This is a genomic window from Mesorhizobium sp. M1A.F.Ca.IN.020.06.1.1 (genome assembly GCF_004023265.1).
Classification (GTDB): domain Bacteria; phylum Pseudomonadota; class Alphaproteobacteria; order Rhizobiales; family Rhizobiaceae; genus Mesorhizobium.
The window spans coordinates 1-12,150 of record NZ_RZSR01000058.1 but is presented as its reverse complement, the minus strand read 5'-3'; the positions used below and the strand labels follow the sequence as shown (position 1 = coordinate 12,150).

The following is a 12,150-nucleotide window of genomic DNA, read 5'->3' as shown; positions in this document are numbered from 1 at the left end:
AGAGCGGCTCGATAGCATTCGCGGCGTGACCAGGGTCTCGCTGCCGAATGCCGACCACACGCTGACGCCGTATCACGCACGGCGCGCCGTGATCGCTCGCCTGATCGACCATGGCGGCATCAGGCGTGACGGTTATGCTCGTTCCGAGCCGGTGCGCGCGACGGCAAGCCCTTCCTTCCTGGCGCCGTAGGGGATCATCAGATCGGCTTGAGTATTGACACGCGGCAAGCGCGTCGCGTCTTGAAGCGTCACGCAGCGATACGGTTCTCTGCGTGAAGCCGAAAGGTTTGAATAATCAGGGAAACTAAAGACTTTCGGGAGATTTCGTTCTGGTCGGAGTGGCAGGATTTGAACCTGCGACCCCATCGTCCCGAACAAGCTGTCTTGCCAGAAGAAGCCCGGAATTCCGGGCTTTTGCCATTAATGATCGGCCGCTTTTGGGGCCTTTGTTCACGTTTGTTTCCGGGGTTTCAGGTGGGTTTCAGGTGGGAGACACCCGATCGGACGATGTTGCTCTTCTGGCGCGGCGCCGGCGCCTTGGCGGTGATCGCCGCGGCGGCGTCGGCCTGGAAATCGGGGTGATGGTGGTAGTAGTGCTTGCGCAGCACGGCTTCCGTCATGCCGCAGAAGTCCGCGGCCTTGGAAAGCTCGACCCCGTTCTGCATCAGCCATGTCGCAGCGGTATGGCGCAGCGTGTGCGGGGTGACATCTGTGACAAAGACTTGTGTCTCGATGCCTTTGACGATCCGCGGCTCGTACCAGCCGAGGCCAGCGATCTCGCAGGCCGACTTGAACGCCTTGCGCACCGATCGAACCGGCCCGCCTTCCCATTCGACGATGAATTCGTGCGCGATCATGCGGCCGATCGTGCGGCTTTTGCCGCGTCCCTTGGTCTTGATGTCAACCGGGGTACGCGCCCAGCGGCGCATGTGCGCCAGCAGCCGGTCCGGCAGCCTGACCGGCGGCTGTCGCTTCCTGGTCTCGACCATGTCGGCGGCTCGCCTGAAAAAGACGCCGCGCTCAAGGTCGACGAAGCCACGCCCCATTGTGGGCCGTGTCGCGGCGCCGCAGATGGCGGCGGATCGCGTACCGGTGTAGAGCCCGGTCAGGATGAAGCGCGCCACGTGCCGGCCCGTCCGGCGATCGCTCTCTTGCCCCTTCCAGGTCTGCCGCATCTGCCAAGCTGCCCAGAGCAGCCTCGCCGCTTCTGATCGCGTCAGCGCGCGCTTGGCCTTCTCGGATCGCGCCGGCAACACGATCTTCGGCACGGCCGTGATGTATTTTTCGGCGTGATAGTGATTGATGGCCGCGCGCAGATCCTCGAGCTGCCGGCGTGCCATCGCCGCCGTCGGCAGGATCCGGCCCTTCTTGGCCGGGCCGTTGACATATTCGCGGCAGAGCGCGCCTGAGATGTCGGCGACCGTGCCGGTGAAGAATGTCAGAATGGCGAGCAGGCGCGCGGCCGCTTCCTTGCGATAGCTCTGCGACGGATTGAGCGCGACGACGTCCTCGGCATAGACGTTGATGACGTCGGCGATGTTTACTTGGTCCGGGTCGCGGTTGCGCTGGCGCGTCGGCTGATGCTTTTCGCTGATGTAGTCGGCGAGCTGCCTTTGAGCTTCAACAAGCTCGCTCTTGCCGCAGCCAGTGGGATGCCGTCTTCCGGCGTCCTCGATGTACCAGCCGGCCTTGCTGCGCAAGCTGCCGTCGGCCTTTCGGCTCTCGGACCGCCAGACGAGTCTAATTCCCTTGCTTGGACGCGGCATAGTTTTCTCATTCTCCCGATTGCTGCGAGTGTGGTGTATTCCTTGCCGGCGATGATTTCCGTCTCTAGCCGCCCGCGGTCGCGCTCCTTGCGCAAACCGGCCGGGCCCATCGAGCCATCAGGGAAAGCAATCCGAGCCGCGATGTCCAGCCGCAGCGGCGCGTTTTCCGTGTACTCATCGGACCCGTTCATGGAGTGCCGTTGCCGCTGGTGTTCATGGCGAAAACTGCACGTTCAGCAGGCCCGCGCCGCGATGCCGAGATAGCGCTGCAGGCGGTCGATGAAGGCATGCTCTGCTTTCATCGCGCCCCACGGCCCGATTGCGCCGACAAGCTTTGGCGGAGGCAGCGAAACGCGCGGCAGACAAGCGCTGTTCGGCCTGGCTCCGAACAGGGCCGCGGCCTCGGCAACCAGCATGCGATTGTCCATGTCGCGGATCTGACGGCCATAGGCCGGCACGGTGTCGATATCGGGCAATTCAGCCGCCTGGTAGATCGCAAGGTCGATGCTGCGCTTGGCCGACGCGATCGCGCGGTGGGCGAGCTGGTCGATGAAATCTGCAGCCAATCCCGCGTCGCTCGCCAGTCGGCAGATGTGATGCTGGATCAGATCGACTGCCGGCCTGGTGATGTCGCCGAGCGCGTATTCATGCCCGTCATGAAGAAGGAAATAGCCGGCGGCCAAGCCGTCGCCGGTTTCGCGGAACAGCGCGTCGGCACCCATCACGCAATGCTGCGCCACGGAGTAGGCCGGGCAGCGATAGAGACCATTGAACCGCGCGAGCTTGGACAGTGTGTTGGCCATATCGGCGAAGCTGATGTCGGACGCCTTCGGTTCGAGGAGGTCGAAGGCCGACCCATCCGGCTTGAACGTTGGGATCATGGCGGGTCTCCCGCCAAGCGCCTTGCTTGCGCGCCTCATTGGTGCACCTGCGGCATGGCTGCTTCGACGGCGTTGATAACGCTCGAGCGAACGGCCGGGAAGATCGGCAGCCGGTCGAGATAGCCCGACAGCACGGAAATGCAGCGCTCGCGTTGACCCGACCAGGGGTCGAGCAGCAGGGCAGCACGGGCGGCACAATACTGGCCCCAGGCCACGATGAGGCCCTGTGTAGGGTGCGCGCCGCCTGGCAGCGGTGGCCGATTGGGCGCGGCGTGCCGGGCCTTCTCAATCATGTCCGCAAGCAGATCCGGGCGAATGGTGATCTGCTTGGTGCTGGCGAGCAAAGCCAGACGTGCGGCGCTGTCCTGAAATTCGATGATTTCGGCGCTTGTGAAGCCGGCCCCGACCAAGTCTTCAAGCCGAACGCCACCGCCAACAGCAAACAGATCGCGCATTGCCTCTGCCATTTCCAGGCAGCGTGGATGGGCCTCGCCCGGAGCTTCCGGAAACTCTCGGCGCGCTTTTGAACGTTGGACTGTATCGAGCAAGACGGGTCTCCTTGGGGTAATCAGAGCGCGCCGGCCGTGACAGCGGCGCAGAACAGGGTGGCGGCAATGAAAGCAGCGGCAGCGAGCCGCTTCGCGACGGCTTCGTCCTTGTGATAGCGTTCAAACCGCGCATTGCGGGCAGGGGGTATTGGATGAGAATGTTGGTGCGAGCTGCCGTCTCGTTGTTTGCCCTGACCGGTTCGGCCTTTGCCTACAGCGATGGGCAACTGGCCGTTATGTCCCATGTCGGGCAGGCAATCGCCGGCACCAAGATCTGTCCGAAGCTGGAAATTAACGAAGGCGCCATGGCGCTGATGCTCGCCGCCGAGGACGTCAAGCTCGACGACCCAACGGTTGCCGCGGCCGTTCGGGGCAAGATTGAGGAAACCGTCCGGGCATGGGAGGGCAAGAGCGAAGACCTCGCCTGCGCGGCAGTGCTGATGCTGTACGGCCCAAGCGGAAGGATCGCGGGACTGCTGCGCTTGAGTGACTGATTCCACCGTCCTTCTCCAGTTCGTAAGGGCAAACAGTAGGTATCACCTACCTACTCTGTCAAGGTAGGTAGGTTACTTCTGCAGCCCTGGGCTGTGGATTTGTCGCACTGGCCCGCCAGGTTTGTACTTGTTTTGTTCCAATGGCTGAGTCAGATTGACGCGGCGAAGGAGGCGGCATTGCTCACGTATTTTGTGGTTCAGAGTTTCAGGCTTACGCCAAAAGGGGCGATCACGCCTGGAGACGCGACAGAGGTCCAGGACATTGAGCACGCTCTGCGACTGGCAGAAAAGCTTGCGGCGAGCTCTGCCGGCGTAGTTGCGTTCAGCCGGACCGGGGATCCTTCCACCGGAGAGTTCGAGGATGCTGTCATCCTCTACGCCAACGGGGCGGTGCCGCTCCTCGAGTCTGAACTGGCCATTGCGTGTTGAAGCGGCGGATTGGCATAGTCGTCGGTGGGCTAGATAGAGCGAAGAGCAGCAACAGTAGCAAGAAGCTTCGCGGGCTCCACCGGCTTCTGCAGGCATGGAGTGCTTGCAAACTCTTCCGGAATGATCTCCGCGTCATAACCGGTCAGGAAGACAAAAGGTATGTTCCTCGCCCTCAAAGCGAAGGCCAATTCGAAGCTGGGCCCGCCGCCGAGGTTAACATCCAACAGTGCACAGTCAGGTCGCTTTTCTTCCAAAATGGCGGCAAGGGCATCCTGGGGGCTGCTAACGGGACCAGAGACGAACGCCCCGGCACTCTCGAGGATTTGCTGGGTATCGTCGGCCAAGTAAAAATCATCTTCGACGATCAGCACCGTACGGCCGGCGAGCAGCTCGACGCTCATGAACTATTCCTGCTGGCACTGAGGAGGTCAGCGGGCACGTCAGTTTGCAGGACGCTTTCGCTCGGCTTGAGCGGGAGGGCAATGCGGCAATGAAGACCGCCGGCGGTCAGGCGCATCTCGCCCGTGCCCTTCAACTCAAACGGGACACGACGCGTGATCAGCTCTGTTCCGAATCCCTTTCGCATGTCTCCACGCGGTGAGATCTCCATACCGCTTTCTTTCCAGTGGAACTGCAGCCAGTCTTGGCCTTTTCGCTCTCTGCGCTCCCAACGCACGGCGATTTGGCCACCGGGCGCGCCAATAGCGCCATATTTCGCAGCGTTTGTGGCGAGTTCGTGGATTGCCAATGTCAGCACTTCAGCGGCTTTCGGCATGAGCAGGACGTGCGGCCCCTCGATTGAAATTCGCGAGGGATCGGCGGCTTGTGCCAGCAGTTCGTCGCGCACAATGCTATCCAGAACGACACCTTCTCCGGCCCAGCGTGTAAGCAGGGTCTGGGTGCGCGCCAACGCGGCAATGCGACCGCTTAGCCGTTCTCGAAACTCCTGCGTTGTTCCCCCGGTGTCGCCCCTCTTCACGAGGGAGGCGACCGTCGCCAGGACATTGCGGACGCGATGCTGTAGCTCGGCGGTCAGCACCGCCTGGCGCTCCTCATTGCGCTTGCGCTCGGTTATGTCCTTGCCGATCTTCAAGAACCCTCGGATAGTTCCATCGTCATTGCGAAGTGCCACCGTCTGGCCGTCAAGAAAAACGCGCCCTCCGCTCTTGCTCTTATGCCAGCGAATATTGGGAGCGACGCCGTCGGAGCGAGCGCGGCTGAGTTCATGCTCCGGCACGCCATTTGCCTGGTCCTCGGGCGTAAAGATGGAGGAGGTTGGCTTGCCAATCATTTCGTCTGCGCTCCAGCCGAACACAGCGGCCGCGCCCGGCAGCCAGTCGGTGATGGTGTCGTCCGGATCGCTGAAAATGATCGCATAGTCGCGGGCGTTTTCCACGATCAACCGGAAGCGTTCATTTCCATGCTCCAGTTCGCTGAGCAGCCTTCGAAGGTCATATTGGCGTTGACGCCCGCGTAGCGCTGCACGCGTGGAACTGGTCAGAGTAATCGCCTCAACAGGGCGTTCCAGCAGCGTAACGTTGCCGAGCGATGAAACAAGATCGGCTCGCCAGGCGGCGGCCCGTTGGTGGGCCAGATGGCTCGTGAGAATGATGAATGGCAGGTCTGACCAGACCGGCTGGTTCTGTGTCCAACTGATCAACGCGGGAATATCTCGGCCAAACAGGCCTTCTTCCGTGGCGATCACGGCAAGGCATTGCGGTCCTAAACGTGTGACCAAAGCGGAAAAGTCGGCACACACGATCGCCGCAATTCCGATGCGCGATAGAATTTCCACTGCTGCCGGTCCATCCCGCCCGATGGGAGCCAGCACAAGGACGGCGCTGCCGTCCATGTCAGCCCCGATCCCCTGGTAACGCGCACCGTTGGTAGCTCCTGATCGCCATTGTAGATCGGTGTGCCCGAGAAAATACCGGAGAATTGCGTCAGCGGCGGACCGAGTGCAATGCCCGTCGGCGTCAGCTGGAATTCACGGATCGTATGCTCGTGATTGCTGCTCCGCTTCTTGACCACAGAAAGTGCCCGTCGGACCGAGCCGCCGAATTCGAAATAGCGCAGCATAAGCACCGCGTCGCTGAGATAGCTGATGTCGAGTGGAGTAGCCATGGGGCCAACCAGGCCATGCTGAGCCAGTATCAAAATGGTCGTTACTCCCTGCTGCCCGAGATACGTCAACAACTCGTGCATCTGCAGGATCAAGAAGCGCTCATCGGGCATCGCATTGAGGTAGCCGTTCAAGCTGTCGATCACGACGATCCGGGCACCGTCGCGCTCGACGCTCGCCCGTACGCCTGCGGCGAATTCGCCGGGGGACAGCTCAGCGGGGTCGATCTGCTGGAGCCGTATTTTTCCGGCGGCCAATGCCTCCTCCAGCGGCATTCCCAACGTTTGCGCTCGCCCCTCTATAGTGCCCAGTCCCTCATCAAAAGCGAAATAGACGGCGTGCTCGCCACGGTCGGCTGCAGCCAGCGCAAATGTCAAAGCCAGTGACGATTTCCCCACCCCGGCGCCGCCGATGAAGAGGGCATTGGTTCCCCGCTCGATCCCACCGCCGAGCATTTTGTCAAGTTCTGCGTTGCCGGTCGGAGTGGGATCTCCCGCAAACTTGGTATGGTGCTCGGCTGCAATAAGCCGCGGGAAGATCCTGAGCCCGCCCTTGACGATCGTGAAGTCATGGTAGCCGCCGCGGAACCGAATACCGCGCATTTTGATTACGCGGATGCGACGGCGCTCGGCCCCATAATCCAAGGCGAGCTGTTCGAGGTTGATCACGCCATGGCAGATCGAGTGCAGTTGCAGATCGGAGTCCGCCGATGAGAGGTCGTCCAGCAGCACCACCGTGCAGCGGCGCGCGGCGAAAAAGTGCTTGAGCGCGAGAACCTGGCGTCGATACCGCAACGAGTTCTGTGCCAGCAGACGCAACTCGGAAAGGCTGTCGAAGACGACTCGCGAGGGATTGAGGGCCGCAACCTTCTCGAACACAAGGTTCGTTGTTTCGCTGAGCTCAACTTCGGCCGGATGAAGGATCGTCAGTTCGCGTTCGGGATCGAGAGAAGTTTCGGGCGGGACCAACTCGAAAAGCTCGATTCCGTCCAGCGTCCAGCCGTGCCTCTTGGCGACCAACGCCAGCTCACGACGTGTCTCTGACAGGGTGACGTAGAGGACGCGCTCGCCAAGCTGCACGCCCTGGAGAAGGAATTGAAGCGCGATGGTTGTTTTGCCGGTGCCGGGGCGGCCTTCGTAGAGATACATCCTGTCGGGATCGAGTCCGCCGCCCAAGATATCGTCGAGGCCTTCGCTGCCTGTGGACACCCGCTCTGTGCCTATCTCCTCCGCTCCGAAGATTTCCCCCTCAGCGATGTCATTGGCCGCCACGTCTTCGTCCCTCACATGCAAGCGACGGGATACGCTGGCCCGCCCAACCGAAAACGGCAAAACCAAGCTCTGGTTCCCCTGGCTCCTCTGTCTGCCGCTCGGCCGAAAGGGCGGCCGGGGCCGCCAACTTCGTTTGTTGTCAGCTAATGAAGCTTGCTAGCGTCCGACCCGAATGGTCTGGTTCCTGGTTGACTCCGGCGTGGTGGAGTTGCACCTGGTTACGGCCCGCTTGCTTGGCCAGATAGAGCGCTGCGTCGGCGTGACGCTGTAGCTGCTCCGGTGAGATGGCCTGGTCCGCGCTCTGAACCGCTACTCCAATGCTGAGGGTGACGCGGCGAACGCGAGACCCTGGGTTGGGAATGGCTGCGGCCTCAATGCTCTTTCGAATGCGTTCGGCCACCGAGGTCGCCTCTTCCTCGGTCACCCCAGGCAATAGCACGAGGAACTCTTCGCCGCCGTAGCGGGCCAGGAGATCGTGATCGCGCCTGACGTTTTCCTGGATAATTCGGGCGACCTCGACCAGACAGCGGTCGCCTTCGGAATGGCCGAGGTGATCGTTGAGCTTCTTGAAGTGGTCGATGTCGCACATGAGCATTGCGGCACCGTCAAGGCAGCGTTTGTCGCTTCCCCAGATGCGGCCGAGCGTTTCCGTCATCCAGCGCCGGTTGGCGATGCCGGTGAGCGGATCGGTCCTTGCCAATGTTTCCAACCGCTGGTTCGCTTTAGCCAGTTCGGCAACCCGGCGGCGATCGCGAAGCTCAAACAGGAAAGTCTTCTGAGCCAGAATTGTCATGATGCGTCGCGCGGCGACGGTTGCGAAGATACCACTGGCGAAGAACAGTGTCGCAGCCACGGCGCTTCCCAAGCCGATGGCCGGGTTCTGCAGCTGAAACACGAGATACAGCCCGAGCGCCAGCCCGGCGATGGCCACCGTCCAGGCCAGCGGGATACCGAAGATAATGATGGCGGTAATGGCAACGAACAGCATGACATTCAATTGCCGTTCATAGAACTCGCCACCAGCGCTTACGCCGACCAATGCGACGGACAGCAGGATGAGGAACATGCCCGCAATCAGGGAGGTTCCTTGCAGCCAGGCCGCCTGCGGTTTTCGCCAGGCGAAAACAACGGCCACTGCCACGGGCGGGATGATGGCGCCCGGCAGCAGCATGGAGTGCGCGACAGACCTTGGCAGCATCAGCATGTTGAGCGCCAGGGTTGGCACGTCAAGCAAGGCCACCCAGGTCATCCAAGAGCGAATGATTTTCGCCGTTTGCGGCCAGACACGTGCCCGAAAGCGGTTCTTTATTTCGCCTTTTAGGCGGATGTCGCGCGTGCGGCGCGCCAGAAGCCGGTCGACTTCGGCGGCGAGGGCAGGGCTGTCATGCCCCTCGAGGTGCATCGGATCTGACACGGCCGCTAAGCTCTAGAATGCTTCATCGTCGAACTCGTCTGACCCATTGGGCCGCTAAGAGCGCGCTAGCATGCTTGGTTAAGATGAAGATTTGATTTCCAGCGGCGATCGCACGGCAATCAGCTCCTGAGCCGCGATCTGCTCATCCCTTTTTTGCGAATGCCCACACCATGACCGGGTACTCCTCGTCATTGCTGAGATCCCGCCACAGGCCGTAGGCCCGCACCGGCCCGCCGATGTGCGCCCTCGCGCAGGCCTTGTTGCCCCAGCCGAAGACCTGCACGTCATTTTCTGCGAAGCCGCCCTCGATCATGACCTGCTTCAATCCCGCCGGCGTCCAGCGGTTGTAATCATGCGGCCGTGCATGCACCCGGAACAGGAAAGGCGTGGCGACCATCGCCCAGCCGCCTTGCTTGGTCATTGCGTGGATGTTGGCGGCGGCCGCGAGCGGCCGCTGAACGTGCTCGAGCACCTGGTCGGCGATGACAATGGAAAATTGCTCGTCAGTGCGGTCGCGGCAGATGTCGAACTCGGGGAAATCAACCGAGCGGTAGTTCGGGCACATCGCCCGCCAGTAGCGGTTCCAGCCGGGTGAGATTTCGATGACGTCGCGGGATTTGCGATTGGCCGCTTCGAGGAAGGCCGTGAAAGCTTCGATCTGGCGAATGCGCAGCCAGTTGCGCGAATCATAGCCGATCAGCCGTTTCACCGCGCGCTTGCCACGGTCCTTCAGCGCGCCGGCAAGGCTCGTCGTCATTTCGGCCTCCTCCTTAGCCCGCCGCAACTGGTGCTACATCGCAAAGAGTACAAAAGAATGACGCGAGCGAACGCAGCCTCTCTTCGGGTCGTGCGCTGACGATGAGGTGCAGCCGCCTTCCAAGCCGCTGCCTAGTCGCGATATTTGCGCGGGAGCTAATCCACACTTGTCGTTCGTCAGCTTGGGGGTATGGTTGCAACGTTGGGACAAACAGGGGACGCGAGTTTGCCTCGTCGATCGGCACGAGCCCATCTGCTTGGACTAATCGCGGCCGCCGTGTTGCCGGTCTGGCTGTTTGCTGCCTACCTGTTCGTCGCCTACGCCCTGCATGAGCAGCACCGCATCGAGCAGGAGGCGCTTTGGACTGCTCGTCAGGTGTCGCTGATCGTTGACGGCGAGCTAGCAATCATCAAGACGAGCCTCGATGGCCTCTCCAAGTCTCCTGGTCTCGCCAATGGTGATCTGCCCGATTTTGCCAACGAGGCGAGACGCCTCGTCCAGGGTACGGATCAGGTAGTCACGCTGCGTGATCTCGCTGGCCGCGTCTTGGCAAGCACGCAATCAGCCAAGGGCTCCGAGCCTTCGGCCGAACCGCTGACGCCCGAGGAGCGCGAGCACCTGGATCTTGCTGGCGTGCTGGTCAGCAACGTGTTCGCCGCGCCGGGATCGAACGAATATCGCATCGCAGTCACCAGACAAGTCTCGGGCTCAAAAGGCCAGCCGCTGCTGCTTTCGATGTCGGTCCCGACTGAGCGTGTTCGCCTCGTCATGCTGCCAGCTGTACCGCAAGGGTGGACGGTCGGTGTCGGTGATCGTGAGGGCAATTACGTTGCGAGATCGAAGCTGCACGATCAGTGGACCGGCAGGCCGGGTCTGCCCGAATATGTGAATAAGATCGTCGGCCGCTCCGGTACTTTCCGGTCCAGCAATTTCGAAGGCACCACGCTGCTGGCCGGTTACTACCGATCGCCGTATTCGGACTGGTTCTACACCGCCAATGTTCCGCTCTCAGATGTTCAGGCGCCTCTGTGGTGGTCGCTCGCACAGATTGGCGCAACAGGCCTCACCGCGCTGCTTGTTTCGCTGGCTCTGGGCTACGTGGTCGGTAAAACCTTCACCAAGGCCACAGTGGACCTCGCCGCGCGCGCCGATGCGCTCGGCGCAGGGGGCGAGGTCGACCCCATGTCGACGTCTGTCGCCGAGTTCGACTCGGTTGCACAGGCGATGATCAAAGCCGGGCGCGCAATCGCGGAACGCACGCGCGAGTTGGAAACAGTTCTGGAAACGGTGCCCGCAGCGGTCTGGTTCACTTATGACCCGGAGGCCCGCCAGGTGATACGCAATCGGTTCGCTGCGGAATTGATGGGGCTGCCGACAGAGTCTCGGAAAACCTTCGGCAGGCCTGAACTCGTGATCGACACGCTGGCCTATAAAGACGGCCAAAGTGTCAGCCGGCAGGATCGCCCGCTGAGCAGGGCGATGCGCGGCGAAGAAACCGACAGCGAAGAATTCGCCTACAAGCTGCCATCGGGGGAGCAACGTTACCTGCTTTCCAGCGCCCGGCCTATCCGCAGCGCGGAAGGTTCAATTATCGGCGCGGTGCAGATCAGTCTCGACATCTCCGAACGCAAGCGCGGCGAGGAGCAGCGTCAACTGCTGGTCAAGGAGCTGAACCATCGGGTCAAGAACACATTGGCCGTGGTTCAGGCGATAGCGGGGCAGACCATCCGCAACGCCACCAGCCTTGCCCAGGCGGGAGCGGCACTTTCCAGCCGGTTGATCTCTTTGGCCAAGGCGCACGATCTCCTTACTCGGGAGAACTGGAGCGGCGCCGATCTCCAGACCCTCATCGCGGCGTCGATCGAGCCCCACGCGCCGCTTGCCCGGTTCGATCTCTGCGGCGAGGAGGTTTGGCTGGCTGCGAATATCGCGCTCTCCCTCGCGCTGGCCCTTCATGAGCTCACGACCAACGCCATCAAATATGGAGCACTGTCGAATTCGACGGGATCGATCTCGATCTCGTGGAAGGTCGTGGAAGGCGAGACGAGCCGGTTCCTTGAACTGGATTGGCATGAGAAAGGTGGCCCGCCCGTTGCCCGTGGCAAACGTGGGTTCGGCACGGAGCTGCTGCACAGGATATTCGAGTATGAGGGCGGCGACGGCGTTACCTTGAACTACGAACAGTCAGGTCTGCATTGCGCTTTTCGCGTGAGCCTCGATCGTGGGAAGGGGACGGTTCCACCGGGGACCGAAGCCTTGCCGGCTGATCTCCCCAAGTAAGGAGATCAGCCGATCGGCGATATCAATAATCGCCGCGGTAATACCGGTCGTCGCAGGGCGCGGTGTAGATCTGGCCGTAGCGGTCCCGATAGCGGCAGAGCTGCTCGCCGCGGCGCTGCGGGGTCGTGGCGCTGCCGACGACGGCGCCGAGCAGCGCGCCGCTTGCCGCACCGATCACCGTCGACTTG

Annotated in this window: 12 protein-coding genes; 4 read left to right on the top strand and 8 right to left on the bottom strand. The window is 61.8% G+C overall.

Features of this window, described 5'->3' with window-relative positions; all coding sequences use genetic code 11:
- The coding region (locus tag EOA60_RS37385) for a hypothetical protein (protein WP_206628096.1) at window positions 1-190 on the top strand (190 nt) is incomplete at its 5' end.
- Between the two features lie 280 nt (window positions 191-470).
- Here EOA60_RS37385 and EOA60_RS04855 read toward each other — a convergent pair.
- The 3 genes from EOA60_RS04855 to EOA60_RS04845 form a co-directional block, all read right to left on the bottom strand.
- On the bottom strand, window positions 471-1,700 hold the full coding sequence (locus tag EOA60_RS04855) for a tyrosine-type recombinase/integrase (protein ID WP_245457139.1): 1,230 nt from the start codon (window positions 1,698-1,700) through the stop codon (window positions 471-473).
- A gap of 299 nt (window positions 1,701-1,999) precedes the next feature.
- Window positions 2,000-2,647, bottom strand: a complete 648-nt coding sequence (locus tag EOA60_RS04850) for a hypothetical protein (RefSeq protein ID WP_127216524.1) — start codon at window positions 2,645-2,647, stop codon at window positions 2,000-2,002.
- A gap of 35 nt (window positions 2,648-2,682) precedes the next feature.
- The gene (locus EOA60_RS04845; RefSeq protein ID WP_127216525.1) at window positions 2,683-3,195 is read right to left on the bottom strand and encodes a hypothetical protein; all 513 of its coding nucleotides are present in this window, start codon (window positions 3,193-3,195) and stop codon (window positions 2,683-2,685) included.
- A gap of 164 nt (window positions 3,196-3,359) precedes the next feature.
- Between EOA60_RS04845 and EOA60_RS04840 the strand changes: the two genes are divergently transcribed.
- Together EOA60_RS04840 and EOA60_RS04835 are read left to right on the top strand one after the other, a co-directional pair.
- Entirely contained in the window at window positions 3,360-3,689 is a 330-nt protein-coding gene (locus tag EOA60_RS04840) for a hypothetical protein (protein ID WP_127335117.1), read from the top strand.
- 177 nt (window positions 3,690-3,866) lie between these two features.
- The gene (locus tag EOA60_RS04835; protein WP_127216527.1) at window positions 3,867-4,118 is read left to right on the top strand and encodes a hypothetical protein; all 252 of its coding nucleotides are present in this window, start codon (window positions 3,867-3,869) and stop codon (window positions 4,116-4,118) included.
- 29 nt (window positions 4,119-4,147) lie between these two features.
- Here EOA60_RS04835 and EOA60_RS04830 read toward each other — a convergent pair whose 3' ends face one another.
- From EOA60_RS04830 to EOA60_RS04810, 5 genes are all read right to left on the bottom strand, one after another.
- Window positions 4,148-4,519, bottom strand: coding sequence for a response regulator (locus EOA60_RS04830; RefSeq protein WP_127335116.1), 372 nt, complete (start codon window positions 4,517-4,519; stop codon window positions 4,148-4,150).
- Window positions 4,516-5,913: an HWE histidine kinase domain-containing protein gene (locus EOA60_RS04825; protein ID WP_164899185.1), complete on the bottom strand. Its 1,398-nt coding sequence runs from the start codon at window positions 5,911-5,913 to the stop codon at window positions 4,516-4,518. Before EOA60_RS04825 ends, EOA60_RS04830 begins: the two co-directional genes overlap by 4 nt.
- A complete protein-coding gene (locus EOA60_RS04820) occupies window positions 5,841-7,511 on the bottom strand; it encodes an ATPase domain-containing protein (protein ID WP_245502523.1) in 1,671 nt (556 codons plus the stop codon). The genes EOA60_RS04825 and EOA60_RS04820 overlap by 73 nt, the downstream gene beginning before the upstream one ends.
- A 139-nt stretch (window positions 7,512-7,650) precedes the next feature.
- Entirely contained in the window at window positions 7,651-8,913 is a 1,263-nt protein-coding gene (locus EOA60_RS04815; RefSeq protein WP_127335119.1) for a diguanylate cyclase, read from the bottom strand.
- Between the two features lie 154 nt (window positions 8,914-9,067).
- Window positions 9,068-9,682: a methyltransferase domain-containing protein gene (locus EOA60_RS04810; RefSeq protein WP_127335115.1), complete on the bottom strand. Its 615-nt coding sequence runs from the start codon at window positions 9,680-9,682 to the stop codon at window positions 9,068-9,070.
- A 276-nt stretch (window positions 9,683-9,958) separates the two neighbouring features.
- Here EOA60_RS04810 and EOA60_RS04805 point away from each other — a divergent pair, with 276 nt between their 5' ends.
- Window positions 9,959-11,962, top strand: coding sequence for an HWE histidine kinase domain-containing protein (locus tag EOA60_RS04805; RefSeq protein WP_245459130.1), 2,004 nt, complete (start codon window positions 9,959-9,961; stop codon window positions 11,960-11,962).
- The last annotated feature ends 188 nt before the right edge of the window (window positions 11,963-12,150 follow it).

Excerpts from the sequence above, each read along its gene's own strand:
- EOA60_RS04815 (WP_127335119.1), bottom strand. The coding sequence starts at position 8,913 with ATGCACCTCGAGGGGCATGACAGCCCTGCCCTCGCCGCCGAAGTCGAC.
- EOA60_RS04830 (WP_127335116.1), bottom strand. The coding sequence starts at position 4,519 with ATGAGCGTCGAGCTGCTCGCCGGCCGTACGGTGCTGATCGTCGAAGAT.
- EOA60_RS04850 (WP_127216524.1), bottom strand. The coding sequence starts at position 2,647 with ATGATCCCAACGTTCAAGCCGGATGGGTCGGCCTTCGACCTCCTCGAA.
- EOA60_RS04810 (WP_127335115.1), bottom strand. The coding sequence starts at position 9,682 with ATGACGACGAGCCTTGCCGGCGCGCTGAAGGACCGTGGCAAGCGCGCG.